This is a genomic window from Hyphomicrobiales bacterium, from assembly GCA_030688605.1.
Taxonomy (GTDB): Bacteria; Pseudomonadota; Alphaproteobacteria; order Rhizobiales; family NORP267; genus JAUYJB01.
In genome coordinates, this window is sequence record JAUYJB010000151.1 from 1 (window position 1) to 17,576 (window position 17,576).

Annotated in this window: 14 protein-coding genes; 8 read left to right on the plus strand and 6 right to left on the minus strand. The window is 65.4% G+C overall.

Translation table 11 applies throughout. The annotated features are described in order from the left end of the window. Positions 1 to 200, minus strand: a 200-nt coding sequence (locus Q8P46_15670) for a hypothetical protein (protein MDP2621584.1), incomplete at its 3' end; no start/stop codon positions are given. Between the two features lie 115 nt (positions 201 to 315). On the opposite strand from Q8P46_15670, the gene Q8P46_15675 reads away from it, so the two are divergent. The 8 genes from Q8P46_15675 (at position 316) to Q8P46_15710 (ending at position 9,812) form a co-directional block, all read left to right on the plus strand. After that, on the plus strand, positions 316 to 1,530 hold the full coding sequence (locus Q8P46_15675; protein MDP2621585.1) for an aminotransferase class V-fold PLP-dependent enzyme: 1,215 nt from the start codon (positions 316 to 318) through the stop codon (positions 1,528 to 1,530). A gap of 51 nt (positions 1,531 to 1,581) precedes the next feature. Further along, the gene (locus Q8P46_15680) at positions 1,582 to 2,559 is read left to right on the plus strand and encodes a TRAP transporter substrate-binding protein (GenBank protein ID MDP2621586.1); all 978 of its coding nucleotides are present in this window, start codon (positions 1,582 to 1,584) and stop codon (positions 2,557 to 2,559) included. 130 nt (positions 2,560 to 2,689) lie between these two features. Beyond that, positions 2,690 to 3,199 (plus strand): TRAP transporter small permease subunit, encoded by a 510-nt coding sequence (locus Q8P46_15685; protein ID MDP2621587.1) that lies wholly within the window; start codon positions 2,690 to 2,692, stop codon positions 3,197 to 3,199. 3 nt (positions 3,200 to 3,202) lie between these two features. After that, the gene (locus Q8P46_15690; GenBank protein ID MDP2621588.1) at positions 3,203 to 4,483 is read left to right on the plus strand and encodes a TRAP transporter large permease; all 1,281 of its coding nucleotides are present in this window, start codon (positions 3,203 to 3,205) and stop codon (positions 4,481 to 4,483) included. 307 nt (positions 4,484 to 4,790) lie between these two features. After that, entirely contained in the window at positions 4,791 to 5,330 is a 540-nt protein-coding gene (locus tag Q8P46_15695; GenBank protein ID MDP2621589.1) for a PadR family transcriptional regulator, read from the plus strand. 71 nt (positions 5,331 to 5,401) lie between these two features. Next, entirely contained in the window at positions 5,402 to 6,556 is a 1,155-nt protein-coding gene (locus Q8P46_15700; GenBank protein MDP2621590.1) for an efflux RND transporter periplasmic adaptor subunit, read from the plus strand. Next, positions 6,553 to 9,636 (plus strand): efflux RND transporter permease subunit, encoded by a 3,084-nt coding sequence (locus Q8P46_15705; GenBank protein ID MDP2621591.1) that lies wholly within the window; start codon positions 6,553 to 6,555, stop codon positions 9,634 to 9,636. Before Q8P46_15700 ends, Q8P46_15705 begins: the two co-directional genes overlap by 4 nt. Continuing rightward, complete coding sequence (locus tag Q8P46_15710; protein ID MDP2621592.1) at positions 9,633 to 9,812, plus strand: hypothetical protein; 180 nt, start codon at positions 9,633 to 9,635, stop codon at positions 9,810 to 9,812. Before Q8P46_15705 ends, Q8P46_15710 begins: the two co-directional genes overlap by 4 nt. Positions 9,813 to 9,933: 121 nt before the next feature. Here Q8P46_15710 and Q8P46_15715 read toward each other — a convergent pair whose 3' ends face one another. From Q8P46_15715 to Q8P46_15735, 5 genes are all read right to left on the minus strand, one after another. After that, a complete protein-coding gene (locus tag Q8P46_15715; GenBank protein ID MDP2621593.1) occupies positions 9,934 to 11,454 on the minus strand; it encodes an altronate dehydratase family protein in 1,521 nt (506 codons plus the stop codon). A gap of 701 nt (positions 11,455 to 12,155) precedes the next feature. Further along, a complete protein-coding gene (gene pssA, locus Q8P46_15720; GenBank protein MDP2621594.1) occupies positions 12,156 to 13,037 on the minus strand; it encodes a CDP-diacylglycerol--serine O-phosphatidyltransferase in 882 nt (293 codons plus the stop codon). A 16-nt stretch (positions 13,038 to 13,053) separates the two neighbouring features. After that, positions 13,054 to 13,791, minus strand: coding sequence for a phosphatidylserine decarboxylase (locus tag Q8P46_15725; GenBank protein ID MDP2621595.1), 738 nt, complete (start codon positions 13,789 to 13,791; stop codon positions 13,054 to 13,056). Between the two features lie 3 nt (positions 13,792 to 13,794). Next, positions 13,795 to 15,675: an ABC transporter ATP-binding protein/permease gene (locus Q8P46_15730; GenBank protein MDP2621596.1), complete on the minus strand. Its 1,881-nt coding sequence runs from the start codon at positions 15,673 to 15,675 to the stop codon at positions 13,795 to 13,797. Positions 15,676 to 15,840: 165 nt separating this feature from the next. Further along, positions 15,841 to 17,361 (minus strand): LysM peptidoglycan-binding domain-containing protein, encoded by a 1,521-nt coding sequence (locus Q8P46_15735; GenBank protein MDP2621597.1) that lies wholly within the window; start codon positions 17,359 to 17,361, stop codon positions 15,841 to 15,843. Between the last annotated feature and the right edge of the window lie 215 nt (positions 17,362 to 17,576).

A 17,576-nucleotide genomic window follows, 5' to 3' on the forward strand; every position in this document is an offset into this window, starting at 1 on the left:
ACCGCCACGCCCTCATCCCGGGCGATGGCCCTCGCCGCGACTGCATCCTCCATCGACGCCGGCACGAACACGCCGCGCGGCGCGATCTGGTATAACGAGGCGTCGGCGGCGTAGCGGCCGCGGTCGAAGGCGCCGAACAGGGCTTCGCCGCGCACCTCGCGCCGCAAACGGCGCTCAAGGGTTGAGGACCCGGCGTCCATCGAGCGAAAGCCTCCAAAAAAGCCTTGACGGCCAAATTGAATTCATAATTCATTGAATGGCAAGAGCATCCCGGCAACGGGACGGGCGTGGCGCCAGACAGTGCCGCCGCGCGGCATGGGAGGAGCGAGCGTGCCGGCTGGGCGCCATTTCCTGCAAATTCCGGGACCGACCAACGTTCCCGACCGCATCCTGCGGGCGATGGACAGACCGACCATCGACCACCGCGGGCCGGCGTTCAAGAAGCTTGCGCGCCGCGTCCTCGACGGCATCCGCTCGATCTTCAAATGTTCAGGACCCGTCTTCATCTACCCCGCGTCGGGCACCGGCGCCTGGGAGGCGGCGCTGGTCAACACGCTGTCTGCCGGCGACAAGGTGCTGATGTACGAGACCGGCCATTTCGCCACGCTGTGGAAGACCATGGCGGGAAGGCTCGGCATCGACGCCGAGTTCATCGCGGGCGACTGGCGCGCGGGCGCCGACCCGGAGGCCATCGGGGCGCGGCTTGCCGAAGACAAGGCCCATGCCATCAAGGCGGTGTGCGTCGTCCACAACGAGACCTCGACGGGCTGCACCACGCGCATCGACGAGGTGCGCAAGGCCATCGACAAGGCAAACCACCCCGCCCTGTTCATGGTCGACACCATCTCCTCGCTCGCCTCCATGGACTACCGCCAGGACGAATGGGGCGTCGACGTCACCGTCGGTTGCTCGCAGAAGGGGATGATGCTGCCGCCCGGCCTTTCCTTCAACGCGGTCAGCGAAAAGGCGATCGCCGCCGCCAAGACCGCCGGGCTGCCGAAATCCTTCTGGGCGTGGCAGGAGATGCAGGCGGCGAACGACAAGGACGTCTTCCCCTATACGCCGGCGACGAACCTCATCTACGGGCTCGCCGAGGCGATCGACATGCTCCACGACGAAGGGCTCGACAATGTCTTCGCCCGCCATGCCCGCCACGGAGAGGCGACGCGGCGGGCGGCCAACGCCTGGGGCCTCGATATCCAGTGCCGGGAGCCGCGCCATTATTCGAACTCGCTCACCGCCGTGGTGATGCCCGACGGCCACGACGCCGACCAGTTCCGCAAGACCGTGCTCGATAATTTCGACATGTCGCTCGGCAACGGGCTGTCGAAGCTGCAAGGCCGCGTGTTCCGCATCGGCCACCTCGGCGACCTCAACGACCTGATGCTCGCGGGATCGCTTTCCGGAGTCGAGATGGGGCTGGAGCTTGCCGGCGTGCCGCATCGGCGCGGCGGCGTGCAGGCGGCGCTCGACTATCTTGCCGGCCGCGACCAGTCGGCGCCCGACCGATCGACAAACGCGCAGGAATAGCGTGAAACCGTAACCAAAGACCGGAACAGAAAGAGTGGGAGGAAAATCGCTATGAAACGAATGCTAGTCGCTTTGACGGCCGTCGCAGTCGCCTTGTCCGTAAGCCCCGCCCTGGCCCAGAAACTGGAGATCAAGTTCGGCCATGTCGGCAATCCGGGCTCCTTGTTCTCCATGTCGGCGGAAGAGTTCGCGCGCCGCGCCAATGAAAAGCTCGGCGACAAGGCGGAGGTGCAGGTGTTCGGCGCGAGCCAGCTCGGCACGGACGAGGAGCTGATGCAGAAGCTCAAGCTGGGTCAGGTCCACTTGGCCCTGCCCTCGACGGTCATGTCCTCGGTCGCCGACGAGTTCGGCATTTTCGAGATGCCGTACATCATCAAGGACCGCGAGCATATGAAGCGCGTCCAGGACGAGATCGGCGAGAGCGTGTTCCAGGCCGCGGCCAAGGCCAAGGGCTATCGCATCCTCGCTTATTGGGAGAACGGCTTCCGCCACATCACCAACAATGTGCGCCCGATCAACAAGCCCGAGGACCTGCAGGGCGTCAAATTGCGCACGCCAAGCGGCGCCTGGCGCGTCAAGATGTTCAAGCTCTATGGCGCGAACCCCTCGCCGTTGGCGTTTTCCGAGGTCTTCACCGCGCTCCAGACCGGCGTGATGGACGGCCAGGAAAACCCCCACGCCCAGACCTGGTCAGCGAAGTTCCAGGAGGTCCAGAAATATCTCTCGATCACCGGCCATGTTTACACGCCGGCCTATGTGCTTGCTTCGGATACGCATTTCGCCCAGCTCCCGGAGGACGTGCAGAAGATTCTGGCCGAGACCGCGCAGGAAACGCAGGCCTATGTCTATGAGACGGCGGCTGCGTTGGAGACCGATCTGCTGGAGAAGCTGAAGGCCGGCGGAATCGCGGTCAACGAGGCGGACAAGGCCGCCTTCGTCGCCGCCTCCAAGCCGGTCTATGACGAGTTCGCCGCCACCGTGAAGGACGGCGACAAGCTGGTCGAGACCGTGCTCGGCCTCGCCAACTAGCGCGCCGTCGGATCGTCCTCTGCCTTGCAACGCGATGCCGGCGCACCTTCGATGTCATGAGGGTGCGCCGGCCCCTTGCCGGCCGAGTATTTAGAGCGGTTCCCCCGGAAATGACGGCCTTTGGCTCCCGATGCAACAGAAAATTCGCCGCATACTCGGCCGCACGCTGGAGTGGGTGCTGATCGCGCTGATGGTCGGCCTCACCGTCATCGTCATCGTCGCCGTCTTCTACCGCAAGCTCGGCGCGTCGCTGTCCTGGTATGACGAAGTCGCCTCGATCATGCTTGCCTGGATCACCTATTACGGCGCCGCGCTGGCGGCGCTGAAGCGGCGGCATATCGGCTTCGACACGCTGCTTCTGATGCTTCCCCTGCCGGCGCGGATGTGGGCGACAGCCTTGGCCGAGGCGCTGGTTCTGGCCTTCTTCGCCGCCCTGGCGTGGGCCGGCTTCGAGGTGGTCCAGGTGCTCAAGGGCGACACGCTGGTCAGCCTCACCTGGGTTTCCGTGCAATTCACCCAGTCGGTGATCCCGATCGGCGCCGCGCTGTTCATCGTCGCCGAACTGATGAGCCTGCCAGGCTACTGGCGCTACGTGCGCCAGGGAATCTCGCTCGATCACGTGGACGCGGAAGAGGACTAGCCGATGCTCGTCCCCGTCATGTTCCTGGCCATGGTGGTGATGATCTGCATCAACGTGCCGATCGGCGTGTCGCTCGCCATCGCCGCGATCATCGGCCTGATCGCCACCGAAGGCATGTCGAGCCTCGTCGTCATCGCGCTCGACATGTATGGCGGCGCGACCAATTTCGCGTTGATCGCGATCCCCATGTTCGTGCTTGCCGGCGCCATCATGAACGCGTCCGGCATCACCATCCGGCTGATCAACTTCATCTCCGCGCTGATCGGCTTCGTGCGCGGCGGGCTGGCCATGGTCAATATCGGGGTTTCGCTGTTCTTCGCGGAAATCTCAGGCTCCGCGGTCGCCGACGTCGCCGCGCTGGGCTCGATCTTGATTCCGGAGATGAAACGGCGCGGTTACTCGGCACCCTTCGCCGCCGCGGTAACCTCCTCCTCCGCGTCGCTGGCGATCATCATCCCGCCGTCGATCCCGATGATCCTCTACGCCGTCTCGGCGGAAACCTCGGTCGAGCAGCTTTTCGTCGCCGGCTTCATCCCCGGCCTGCTTGGCGGGATGGGGCTGATGGGCGTCGCCTACATCTTCGCCCGCCGCTACGACTTCCCGGTCGAGGAGACCTTTAACATCAAGCGGGTGAAGGAGACCTTCGTCGAGGCGCTGCCGACCTTCCTGCTGCCGGCGATCATCATCGGCGGCATCTTCAGTGGCTTCGTCACCGCCACGGAAGCCGCCGGGCTCGCGGTCCTGGCCGCCCTTCTCATCGGCATCTACTACCGCGAGATCGATTTCAGGCACCTGAAGAAGGCGATGCTCGACGGCGGCATGCAGACCGCGGTGGTGATGATCCTGGTCGCCGCCTCGGTGGTGATGGGCGGCTTTCTCACCCGCGCCCAGATCCCCCAGCAGCTCGCCCTTCAGATGCTGGAGATCACCCAATCGAAATATCTGATCCTGCTGATATTGAACGTGTTTTTTCTGGTCATCGGTTTCTTTCTGCATTCCGCCGCGGCGATCATCCTGGTGGTGCCGATCGTCGTACCCCTGATCCAGCAGTTTGGCATCGACCCGATCCATTTCGGCCTCGTGGTGACGCTGAATCTCGCCATCGGCCAGCAGACCCCGCCGGTGGCGAGCGTGCTGATCACCGCCTGTTCCATCGCCCGCGCCAATATCTGGGAGGTGAGCAGGGTCAATATCTTCTTCATCGCCGTGCTGCTGGCGGTGCTGATCATCTGCACCTATGTGCCGGCGATCCCTATGTTTCTGGTGGATTTCTTCTACCGCTAGAATTCGGTCGGGAAACGGCCGTAGCAGCCTCGATTTGGCCTTCATCGCCCTGTTTCTTTCGCCTGCTACAGCATGTTCCGCAAAAGTGGCAACCGGTTTTGCCAAAAGAACACGCTCAATCAAAGAGATAAGAGCGAAATCCGATTCAGTTCGAACCGAATTCGCTGCAGACCTCGGCGGCTGCTGACGGGTTGACAGCGTCGACGGCGGTAGATATATCACGCCGTCATATATCGGACCGTCATATGTGAAGGCGGAGACCTCCGCCGGACGGACCTTAATCCACTGCAGGCGGAGCCCCCATTCCATGAACGTCAAGACGCTGTGCCTCGGGATTTTGAACTTCGGCGAGGCGACCGGCTACGAGATCAGGAAGATGTCGCTGGAAGGCCGGTTCAACCATTTCATCGATGCGAGCTACGGCTCCATCTATCCCGCGCTTCTGCGTCTCACCGAGGAGGGGCTGGTTTCCTGCCGCGAGGAGCATCAATCGGGCAAGCCCCACCGCAAGGTCTATTCGATCACCGAGAAGGGGCGCGCGGCGCTGCTCGCCGTGCTGCAGCAGCCGCCGCTGCCGGACAAGTATCAGTCCGAGTTTCTGTTCGTCATGGCCTGCGCGGGCCTGCTCGACCGCGACCGCATCGCCAAGGCGGTCGACGATCGCATCGCGCTGCACGACGACCAGATCGCGCGGCTTGAAGAAGCGATGCAATGCTGCGGCTCGCCCGCAAGCCGCTTCGTCATCGGCTACGGGCTGGCGGTCTATACCGCGGCGCGGCGCTATCTCGATGACGGGCGCGAAGCCGCGCTTGAGCTTGCCGGCGGCCTGCAAGTGCCGGCTGTTTGACAACCAAGTGAAGGCAAGCTTCCTACAGCCTGACCCGTCGTTGGGCCGCGCCACAGAGGATCTCGCCCCCCATGATCAAGCGTTTCGTGATTGCAGTCCTGCTCTTGGCCGTAGTGGGCGGCGGTTTCGTCGGCTTCAACTTGTTTCGCGACCGGGCGATTAAGGATTTTTTCGCCAACCGTCCGCGGCCGACGGTGACCGTCTCGACCTTCACGGTGAAACCCGTGACTTGGCAGCCGGCCATCAGGGCGATCGGTACGGTCCGGGCAACGAGAGGCGTCGACATCGCGGTCGAGGCCGCTGGCGTCGTTGAGGATATCGCCTTCAAGGCCAATGATCGGGTCGAGAAGAACCAGCCTCTGGTCCGTCTCAAAGATGAAGTGGAACAGGCCGACCTGGCCGCGGCCCGCGCGGAAGCGCAAGTTGCGCGGCAAAATCTTGACCGCGTTCTGGAACTGCGTGAGCGCGGCGTCGGTGCGGAGGTCAGCGCGGATACCGCGACCGCCGAAGCCGCCGTGGCCGAAAGCCGTGTCGCCAGGCTGCAAGCCCTGCTGGAGCAAAAGGAGTTGAAAGCTCCGTTCTCGGGCACCATCGGTATTCCGCGCATCGATATCGGCCGGTATGTCACCCCGGGCACGATGGTAGCCACCCTGCAAGCCCTTGACAAAATGCAGGTGGACTTCACGACGCCAGAGCAGAATCTGCCGAAACTGAGCATCGGCCAAAAGGTGCGCGCCGGTCCCGATGCGGGCGATCTCCGGCACCAAGGCACGATCGCGGGCATCGATCCGAAGATCGATCCGAGCACGCGGCTCGTTTCGGTCCGCGCCGAAATCGGCAACGTGGAACGCAGACTGACGCCTGGACAGTTCGTGCAGGTCGACATCGAGCGCCCGGACGAGGACGGTGTGCTCGCCGTCCCGCAGACGGCGCTCGTCACCAGCCTGTATGGCGACTATGTCTATGTCGTCGATGAAGCGGCGGACGCCACGCCGGCGGAAGACGCGCCGGCGGAGCCGAAGCTCGTCGTCCGCCAGGTGTTCGTGAACGCGGGCCGCCGCTCGGCCGACATGGTGGAGATCGTCGACGGGATCGAGGCGGGCGCGCGCGTCGTCTCGGCGGGTCAGAACCGGCTCTCCGGCGGCACGCCGGTGAAGATCGCCGACGATGGCGCGATTGGCGACGGCCGGGGTATGGCGGTGTCCCAATCGGGGGGCCGGCAGTGAACATTTCTCACACATTCATCCGCCGGCCGGTTCTGGCGACCGTCCTCGGCGCGCTCATCCTGCTGCTCGGCTTCCAAGGCATTTTCAATCTCGCGGTGCGCCAATACCCCGAGGTCGAGGAGACGGTGATCACCATCAACACGACCTATCCCGGCGCAGCCGCGGACCTGATCCAGGGATTCATAACCTCGCCGATCGCGGCCGCCGTCGCCACAACGGAGAACGTCGATTACATCACGTCCCAGAGCCGCCCATCCTCGAGCACCGTCTCCGTACAGATGCAACTGGGTTCCGATGCCGATGTCGCGCTGACAGAGGTGATGTCGAAAGTCCAACAGGTTCGCAGCCAGCTGCCGGCGGAGTCCGAGGATCCGGTGATCGTCAAAGGGACCGGAATGCAGTTCGCGATCATGTATTTGGCGGCGCAGAACCCCAACATGACGCCGGAGGAAATGACGGAGTATCTCGAGCGCGTCATCCGCCCGCGGCTGTCGACGGTCGAAGGCGTCGCCGAAGCGCAGATCCTCGGCGCCCAGAAATACGCCATGCGGGTGTGGATCGATCCGATCCGGCTCGCCGCGCGCAAACTCACCGCCTCCGACGTGACCGCGGCAATCCGCAGCTCGAACTTCCTCTCGGCGCCGGGCCGGACGAGGAACAGGCTCGTCTCGTACCCGATCACCGTGCGCTCGACGCTGCAGACGCCGGAGGCGTTCGCCGAACTGCCGCTGCGCTCGGACGGCGCTGAGGTGGTGCGCCTGCGCGACGTGGCCGACGTCGAGCTGGCCGCCGAGAGCACCGACACCATCGTCACCTTCAACGGCGAGAGCGGCACCTTCCTCGGCATCTTTCCGACGCCGGCGGCCAATCCTCTCGACGTCTCGGCGGCGGTTCTGGAAGAGCTGCCCAATATTCGGGCTTCCCTGCCCGAGGGAATGACCATCAGCCTCGTCTACGATGCCACCGAGGCCATCGCGGCGTCGATCGAGGAGGTGTTCAAGACGATCGGCGAGGCCGTGGTGATCGTCGTGCTTGTGATCTTGCTTTTCCTTGGCTCGGTCCGCTCCGTGCTGATGCCCTCCGTGACCATACCGTTATCGCTGGTGGGCGTGTGTTTCCTGCTGTTCGCGGTCGGCTATTCCATCAACCTTCTGTCGCTGCTCGCCATGGTGCTCGCCATCGGCCTTGTCGTCGACGACGCCATCGTCGTGGTGGAGAACATCCACCGCCACATCGAAGAAGGAATGACGCCGCGAGACGCCTCGATGAAAGGCATGGAGGAGATCGCCTCCGCCGTCGTCGCCATGACCATCACGCTCGCCGCCGTGTTTGCGCCTCTCGCCTTCACCGGCGGGCTCACCGGCGCGCTGTTTCGCGAGTTTGCCTTCACCCTTGCCGGTGCCGTCACGATCTCCGGGATCGTCGCCCTTACCATTACTCCGATGATGGCGGCCCGGATCCTCGGAAAGGCCGGCGAGGGCCGTTTCCAGCGCCTCGTCGACCGCACGTTCGAGCGGGTGGAGCGCTGGTACGGGCGGCGCGTCGCCGGGTCCCTTGATTACCGGCCGGTGACGCTTCTCGTCGTTGCGGTGCTGGTCGCGCTGACCGGCTATGTGTTCACCAAGACCTCCAGCGAGCTTGCCCCCGAGGAGGACGTGGGCGCCCTGTTCGCCCTGATCACGGCGCCGCGCTACGCCACCTCCGACTACACCGCCGCCCATGTCGCGCGGATCGGCGAGCTGACCGCCGACCTGCCGGAACTGCGGGCGAGATTTGCGGCGACGGGCTTCCGCGGCTCCACCGACAGCGGCTTTGCCGTCTGGGCGTTCAAGGACTGGGCCGAACGCGATCGCTCGCAGGCGGAGCTGCAACAGGACATCCAGGCCAGGCTCGGCGCGATCACCGGCGTGGAAGCGCTTGTATTCGCGCCGCCGACGCTGCCGGGCACCGGCGGGGGCCTGCCGATCTCGGTGATCATCCGCTCCACCGGCGATCCGGCGCGGGTCTACGAGGTCGCCCAACAGGTCAAGCAGGAGGCCGACGCCTCGGGCCGCTTCATCATCGTTCAGAACTCCCTCGCCTTCGACGCGCAGCAGGTGATCGTGACCATCGACCGCGATCGCGCCGCCGCGCTCGGCGTGCCCATCAGCGAAATCGGCAGGACCCTCGGCATCCTGGTTGGCGGCGGCGCCGTGGCTCAGTTCGACCGGGATTCGAACAGCTACGACATCATCACCCAGGTGCCGCGGAGATTCAGGGAAAATCCCGATCAGCTAGGCGACTACTTCGTCCGCAGCGCGTCCGGGGGGCTCGTTCCCCTGTCGGCTGTGGTCAGCGTCTCCACGCAAGTCGCGCCCTCGTCGATCGAGCAGTTCAATCAGCTCAACTCGGCGACGATCGCGGCACTTCCGCTTCCCGGCGTTGCGACCGGCGACGGCCTTCAGACCATCGTTGACATCGCCCGATCGTTGCTGCCGGATTCGTTCTTCATCGACTATTCCGGCCAATCGCGGCTGGAGGCGCAACAGGGTTCGACGATCCTGATCGCCTTCATCCTCGCCGTGGTGGTGATCTATCTCGTCCTTGCGGCCCAGTTCGAGAGCTTCCGCGATCCCCTGATCATCATGATGTCGGTGCCGCTGACCATATTCGGCGCGGTGGCGCCGCTGAATCTCGGGCTCGGCACGCTCAACATCTATACACAGGTCGGACTCATCACCCTGATCGGTCTGATAACCAAGCACGGCATCCTGCTCGTCGAGTTCGCCAACCAGCAGCGCGAGCGCGGACTCTCGCGGCGCGAAGCCATCGTCGCCTCCGCGCGCGTGCGTCTGAGGCCGATCCTAATGACGACCGCAGCGATGTCGCTCGGCGTCGTCCCGCTGATTCTCGCCTCCGGGGCCGGCGCCGCGGCCCGCTACTCGATGGGGCTCGTGATCTTCTCCGGCATCCTCATCGGAACGGCCTTCACCCTTTTCGTCGTTCCGATGTTCTACACCTTCATTGCGGAGCCCAAGGAAAAGCGGACCCCGCGCTCCGCGGAAGCCGACGGCGCGCCCTTTCCAGCCTCGACGAATTGAGGATTACACCCTCCCAAGTCCTGGTGCCGACGCTGCTTGCCGCGCCGGCGGTCTATGGCGAGCGGATCGCCCATATCCGGGCGCGCTGGCGGGGCAAGAAGGGAGGCGAAGCGCAACCCGTCGCCGTCGCGCCCGCCAAGGATGCCGGCCTCGAATATCCGGAAGCGGCGGAGTGAGGCGGCGGCGCGGGCCCCGCGCTACAGAGGCGAAGCGCAACCCGTTGCCGCCGCGCCCGCCAAGGATGCCGGCCTCGAATATCCCGAAGCGGCGGAGTGAGGCGGCGGCGCGGGCCCCGCGCTACATCTGTGCTCCGATCTGCCAGGGAACGAATTCGCAGTCGCCGAGATCGTTCAGTTCGGATTTCGTCCGCGCCCCGCTCGCGATCTCCAGCATGTGCTCGTAGATCGAGTCGCCCAGCGAGGCCAGGGTCTCCTCGCCGTCCACCGCGGTTCCGCAATTGATGTCCATGTCGTCGACCATCCGCTCGAACATCGGCGTGTTGGTGGCAATCTTCAGCGACGGCACCGGCTTGTTGCCGTAGCAGGAGCCGCGCCCCGTGGTGAAGCCGATCAGATTGCAGCCGGAGGCGACCTCGCCGGTGATGGAGCACGGGTCGTAGCCCGGCGAGTCCATGAACAGGAGCCCGGACTGGCGGATCGGCTCGGCATATCTGAGCACGCCCATCAGGTTCGTGGAGCCCGCCTTTGCAATCGCGCCGAGCGACTTTTCGAGGATCGTCGTCAATCCGCCCGCCTTGTTGCCGGGCGTCGGATTGTTGTTGATCGCGCTGTCGTTGCGCGCCGCATAGTCCTCCCACCAGCGAATGAGGTCGACGAGTTTCTGCCCGACCTCCGGCGTCTCGGCGCGGCGGGTTAGAAGATGCTCCGCGCCATAGATCTCGGGCGTCTCGGCCAGAACCGCCGTACCGCCCTGCGCAACGAGCCTGTCGACGGCAAGCCCCAACGCCGGATTGGCGGTGATCCCCGAATAGCCGTCCGAACCGCCGCATTGCAGTGCGACCTTCAGTTCGCTGACCGGGCACGGCTGTCGTTGCGCCTCGTTCGCCGCCGGGAGGATGCCCTTGATCCAATCGAGGGCAGCCTCGACCGTTTTCTTCGTTCCGCCTTCTTGCTGCATCGTCAAAGAGTGCCGCCGGCTGCCGTTCTCGGCCCCGAAGGTATTGAGCATCATGGAAATCTGGTTTGCCTCGCAGCCCAGGCCCACCAGCAGCACCGCCGCAAAGTTGGCATGCTCGGCATGGCCCCAGATCGTCCTTTGCAGCATTCTGAAGCCTTCATGATCCGTCCTGATGCAGCAGCCCGCGCCGTGGGTCAGGGCGACGATGCCGTCGACGTTCGGATAGCCGCCGAGCAGGTTCTCCCTGTCGATCGCGCGCGCCACGTGCTTGGCGACGGTCGCTGAGCAATTCACCGAGCTGATGACGCCGATATAGTTGCGCGTTCCCACCTTGCCGTCGGCGCGGCGATAGCCCATGAACGTTGCAGCTTCCGCCGCAGGCAGCTTTTCGGTATTGCTCCTGGCCGACGAGAACGCATAGTCGCGGTCGAAATCGTCCATCGACAAATTGTGCACATGCACGTGCTCGCCGGCCCCGATATCTGCGCTGGCCGTGCCGATGATCTGACCGAACTTCACCACCTGGCTCTGATGGCCGATCGCAGCCACGCTGAACTTGTGCCCGCTTGGAACATCGCTTCGCAGCAGAACCTCGGGGTCGGAGAGCTCGGTGCCGGTCTTCAGGTCGTGGAGAGCGACCGCAACATTGTCCCGCTCGTCGAGTCTGATGTGCGTTCTCATCGGAAATCCCCACCGGTTGCGGAAATCTTCTAACAGAACAGAACGCCGACCGTTCGCGTGCCTGTCGGTTCACCTTCAAGATCGGCGCAAAGGCATTGCGAGCCGCCCTCTTCGCCAGGCAATTTTATGTTGGGCGGATCGGGCTGTCCAACGCCCTCCGCGGGGGCGCCCCCTGAGGTTTCCCCATACCGGCATACCGGACAAGCGACGGCCTGGGCGGTGTGCAGGCCAAGGCGGTCATCCGTCGCGCGATCCGGGATCCATTCCACTGGCCCCTCGTCTTGCCGAGCCGTAACGGCATGGGTTGCCGGGTCGAGCCCGGCAACGACGAAGGAAGGGGCGCCGCCTCGCCTCACTTCGTCATCCCGGACAAGCGACGGCCTGGGCGGTGTGCAGGCCAAGGCGGTCATCCGTCGCGCGATCCGGGATCCATTCCTCTGGCCCCTCGTCTTGCCGAGCCGTAACGGCATGGGTTGCCGGGTCTAGCCCGGCAACGACGAAGGAGAGAGGCGACACTACGGCCCACAATTCACCTCCCGTTAACTATGACTATTGAAACCGAACTCGTTTTTTCTCGGTTTTCCGCCAATCGCACCCGAAACTCATCCCCGCTCTGCGGAGCACCCTTAGGCTCGGACGCATCCCCAGCCCGGGGCCGGCGTTACTAGTCCGTCTGGCAGCCGCGCGGAGCCTCGCCGCCCTCAGTGCAGCTTGACCGGGCGGTCTTCCTCCTCCTCGGCCTCGGGCGGCAGCATGGCGGCGGCGGCAGGCTCTTCCAGCCTCTTCCGGCCCTCCACGGCGAGGGCGAACTCGCGGTAGCGCCACAGGCTGACCGGGATCGAGCCGAGATAGGCGACGGTGCCGGTCGCCAGCGTCAGCCACGGAAAGCTCAACAGGAAGGCGGCGAACAGCACGACCAGCACGAAAATCGGCATCACCATATCGCGCGACACGCGCATCCCCAATGCCTTGCCGGAAAACGTCGGCACGCGCGAAACCATGAGAAAGGCGATTGCCCCGCAATAGACGAGGACCAGCGGCGACAGGCCGCGCACCTCGGCAATTCCGAGATACTCCACATAGAGCGGCAGCAGCAGCGTGATCGCGCCGGCGGGCGCCGGCATGCCGACGAAGAATTTCGACATCCAGGCCGGGCGCGGCCGCTCCAGGGCGACGTTGAAGCGGGCAAGCCTGAGCGCGCAGCACAGGCTGAAGGCGAGCACCCCGATCCAGCCCGCCGACTTCAGCTCGACCAGCGACCAGTTGTAGAGCAGCACCGCCGGAGCGACGCCGAAATTGACAAAGTCGGCGAGCGAATCGAGCTCGGCGCCGAAGCGCGAGGTCGACTTCAGGAGCCGGGCGATGCGGCCGTCAAGCGAATCCAGCACCGCGGCGATGACGATCGCCGCCACCGCCCATTCGAAGCGGGCCTCCAGCGCCATGCGGATGGCGGTCAGCCCCATGCACAGCGCCAATAGCGTGATCAGGTTGGGGATCAACAGCCGGGTCGGAATGCGGCGAAAGCGCGAGCTTCGCGCGCGCTCCTCGTCCTCGGGCTCGAAGGGCGGGAACAGCCGTTTCATGGTGCAAGACCCTCCTTCAGCTTTTCCGGCCCTGGCGCTGCGGCTCGTCGGCGGCAAGGTCCGCGAGCACCGTCTCGCCGGCGACCGCGCGCTGGCCGAGGCAGGCCAGCGTCTGCCTTCCCGCCGGCAGATAGACGTCGAGCCGGCTGCCGAAGCGGATCAACCCGAACCGGTCGCCGGCTTGCAGCGTCTCGCCCTCCTTAACGAAGCAGACGATGCGGCGCGCGACAAGCCCGGCGATCTGGACGACGCCGACGCGGTGGCCGTCGGCGGTCTCGATGACCACGGCGTTGGCTTCGTTCTCTTCGCTCGCCTTGTCGAGCGCGGCATTGACGAACTTGCCCGGCCGATAGGCGGTTTTCACGACCCGGCCCGGCACCGGGACGCGGTTCACATGGCAGTCGAACAGGTTCATGAAGATCGAGATGCGGGTGCACTTGCCGCCGCCGAGCTCGAGTTCCGCCGCCGGCTCGACCTCCTCGATCGCCGAGATGCGCCCGTCCGCCGGCGCCACCACGAGACCGTTGCGCAGCGGCGTCACCCGCGCCGGATCGCGGAAAAAATAGGCGCACCACGCCGTTGCGATGACGCCGAGCCAGCCGGCTGTCCGGCCGGCGAAGGCAAACAGGATCAGGCTTATGCCGGCGAAGACGAGGACAAAGAGATAACCCTCGCGATGCACCGGCGCCAGCACGGAGAAGATGGAATCGACGATGCCGCCCGCAGACCCCGCTCCGTTCCGTTCCGCCGCCATGGCCTACTCCGTAAGAATCGGCTCGACCGCCGCCTCGGCCGGCGAGGCGGCCTCGTCGACCTCCGCTTCGGCAAGGCGGGCGCGCGCCGCCTCGGCCTCGCGCTGGCGGTTCCACATGTCGGCGTAAAGCCCGCCCTTCGTCAGCAGTCCCTCGTGGCGGCCGCGCTCGGCGATGCGGCCGGCCTTGAGCACCAGGATCTCGTCGGCGTCGATGATGGTCGAAAGCCGGTGGGCGATGACCAGTGTGGTGCGGTTCTCGGAGACCCGGCGGAGCGCTGCCTGAATCTCCTGTTCGGTGGCGCTGTCGAGCGCCGAGGTCGCCTCGTCGAGCATCAGGATCGGCGGACCTTTGAGGATGGTGCGGGCGATGGCGACGCGCTGCTTCTCGCCGCCGGAAAGCTTGAGCCCGCGCTCGCCGACCTCGGTGTCGTAGCCGGCGGGCAGGCCGCGGATAAATTCGTCGATCTGGGCCATGCGGGCCGCCTCATACACCTCCTCGTCGGAGGCGTCGGGCCGGCCATAACGGATATTGTAGGCAATCGTGTCGTTGAACAGCACCGTGTCCTGCGGCACCATGCCGATCGCCCGGCGCAGCGAATCCTGCGTCGCCATGCGGATGTCGTGGCCGTCGATCAGCACCTGCCCGCCGGAAACCTCGTAGAAGCGGAACAGGATGCGCGAGATGGTCGACTTGCCGGCGCCGGAGGGGCCGACGATGGCGACCGTCTTTCCCGGCGGCACCGTGAAGGACAGCCGGTGCAGGATCTGCCGGTTCGCGTCATAGAAGAAATCGACATTCTCGAAACGGATCTCGCCGGCCTCGACGCTGAGCGGCCGGGCGCCGAGAACGTCGCCGATCTCGGGCTCCTTGCCGAGCAGGTCGAACATGTTCTCGATGTCGACCAGCCCCTGCTTGATCTCGCGGTAGACCATGCCCATGAAGTTGAGCGGAACGAAGAGCTGCATCAGCAGCGCGTTGACCATGACGAAATCGCCGACGGTGAGGCTGCCGGCGGCAACGTCGCGGGCGGCCATCACCATGCAGACCGTGAGCCCGATGGTGAAGAACACCGCCTGGCCGGAATTGAGCACCGCCAGGGACGTGTTGCTGCGCACCGCCGCGCGCTCATAGCGCCCCATCGATTGGTCGAAGCGGCTCGCCTCCCAGCCCTCATTGCCGAAATATTTCACCGTCTCGTAGTTGAGCAGGCTGTCGATCGCCTTGGTGTTGGCGTCGGTGTCGGACTCGTTCATGTCGCGGCGGATGCCGATGCGCCACTCGCTGGCGATAAACGTGTACGACACATAGGCCACCACCGTGACCAGCATCACCAACAGATACCAGAAGTTGAAATGGTAGTAGAGCACGCCGCCGATGAGCATCAGCTCGAGCACCGTCGGCGCGGTATTGAGCATGGTGTAGCGGACGATGACCTCGATGCCGCGGGTGCCGCGCTCGATGATGCGGCTCAGGCCCCCGGTCTTGCGCTCCAGGTGGAAGCGCAACGACAGGCGGTGCATGTGGCGGAAGGTCTTCACCGCGAGCGAGCGCACCGCGTGCTGGGCGACCTTGGAGAACAGCGCGTCGCGCATCTGCGCGAACAGCACCATCATCACCCGGCCGACGCCATAGGCGACAATGAGGCCGAGCGGCCCGCTGATCAGCAGCATCGTGGTGGTATCGGCCCCGGCGGTGAGCGCGTCGACGGCGGCCTTGTAGAAGAAGGGAACGGCGATGGTCGCGGCCTTGGCGGCGATGAGCATGGAAAGCGCGATGACGACGCGCAGCTTCAGGTCTGGCCGGTCGGGCGGCCAGATATAGGGCAACAGCGCCTTCAGCGTCCCCCATTGCGAGCCGTATTTGCGGTCCGTCCTTTGCAGCATCATATTTCCCGCGCGGCGCGCCGACCGGCTGAATTTTCGGGCTTGAGCGAAGCCGGGCGCCGGCCGCGGTGCTGCCAGCATGTCTCAAAGGCTCCGCAAGGCGCTCGCCTTCATATAGGCCGAAGGCCTATTCAGGCAAGCGGGAGCATCAGCCGTCAAAACGGCTCAGTTGACCGCTTCGTCGGTACTCTTCAGGCGCGGGATCAGAAATACCTGGTCGGGATAGATCCAGTGCGGATTGCGGATCTGATCGCGGTTGGCCTGGAAGATAGTGGTGTAGCGGATGCCGCGGCCATAGAAGGTGCGGGAAATGCGCCACAGATTGTCGCCGCGCACCACGGTTATCCGGTTGGGCACCTTCGGATCGTCGCCTATGGCCGCCAAGGGCAGCGCCGGCGAAGGCGGCTCGGCGGTGGGTTCGGCCGCGGCCATATCGGGGGCTTCCGGTGCCGGGGCGGTCTCTTCGGCCGGCGGCGCGGGCGGCGTGGCCACGCTCTCCGCGACCGCTTCGGTGGAAGTCGGCGTGGCCTGCTCCACCACCTCTTCCGGCGCACCCAGCGCATCCGGAATGGTCACGGCCTGATCCGTCGCTGCGGCCACCTGGGTCCCCGGCGGCGGCGCGGCCTTCGCCGCTTCGGCGGCCTCTGCCAGTCTGCGCCGTTCGCTCTCGGGCAGCTCGGCGATGAAGCTCACTTCGGCGCGGGCCAGAATGTCGCCGCTCGCCGGCGCCACCTCGTCGGCGCGCACCGTATGCGCGGCGCCGTCGAGACTGCGCTTGAAGCTGAGCGACCAGCGCCCCTCGGAGTCCGCCTCCGCGTCGCCGATATAGTTGTTGTCGTAATAGAGCCGCACCGTCGCCGATGGCGCCGCCGTGCCCGACATGTGCAGCTGGCCGCCAACATCATAGTCGGCGGCCTCTATGGTCACCGGCACGCGCAACGTCGCGCCAACCCCGGCGGGCGGCTGCGCCTGCGTAGGTTCCTGCGGCGCCATGGCGGCGACTTCGCCCGGCGTTTCGGCGGCGGAAGGCGCGGCCGGCGGCGGCTGCGGCGCCTCGGTTGGCGTCGCCACGGCGATGACCTCGGGCTTCTGCAACACGCGGCTTCCCGCGTCGTCCTGTACGACGACCAGGGGGCGCTCGTTCTTATTCGGATCGATTACCACGGCGACCGACTGGGCCGAGCGGACCTTCGGCGAGCCCGCCTTCTCGGCGCTGAGCCACAGATCGCTGGCGCCGGCCGGCAGCGGCTTTTCGAGCACCAGGACCCAGCTTCCCGTCGCGTCGGCTTTCGTCTCGGCCACCGGCTCGGAATTGGCGAACAGAACCACCTTGGACCCGGGCTCGGCCTGACCGGCGACGACCGCGCCGCCGTCCGGCTGGACGCGCACGATGTCGAAACCGGGCAGCGTTTGGCCGGGCGCGGCCGGCTCACCGGACACGGCGGCCGGCGGAGCCTCGCCACCGGGCTCCGCCGCTTCGGGAAGCCGCGCCTGGCGCGTCTGCGATCCCGGCGCAGTGCCGTCCGGCGTTGTCAGCGTTTGCGGTGCTTCGACCTCTTGCACCTGAGGCTGGTTCGCGTATATCCAGCCTGCGGTTCCGGCCACCGCGGCAACCACGGCAACGCCGACGGCGCTCAGAGTGAGGGCGAGGTTGCTCTTAAGGGCTGCGATAATTTTGGTGATCACGTCCATTCCTCGCTTCAGCGGGTTGGTATTGTTATTTTGCCGGCGTCTACGGGGACAACTCCAAGCGGCGGCTCACGACGCCGTGGCCGCCATTGTGCAATGCACCGTCCGTTGCCCATTTCAGGTCACATTATCAGGTGCAGGGCTACTGCAAAATACCCTGTCTGTCGACAGAGTTACTATTTACCAGGGCGGCGGCTGCCTTCTTGACGCGT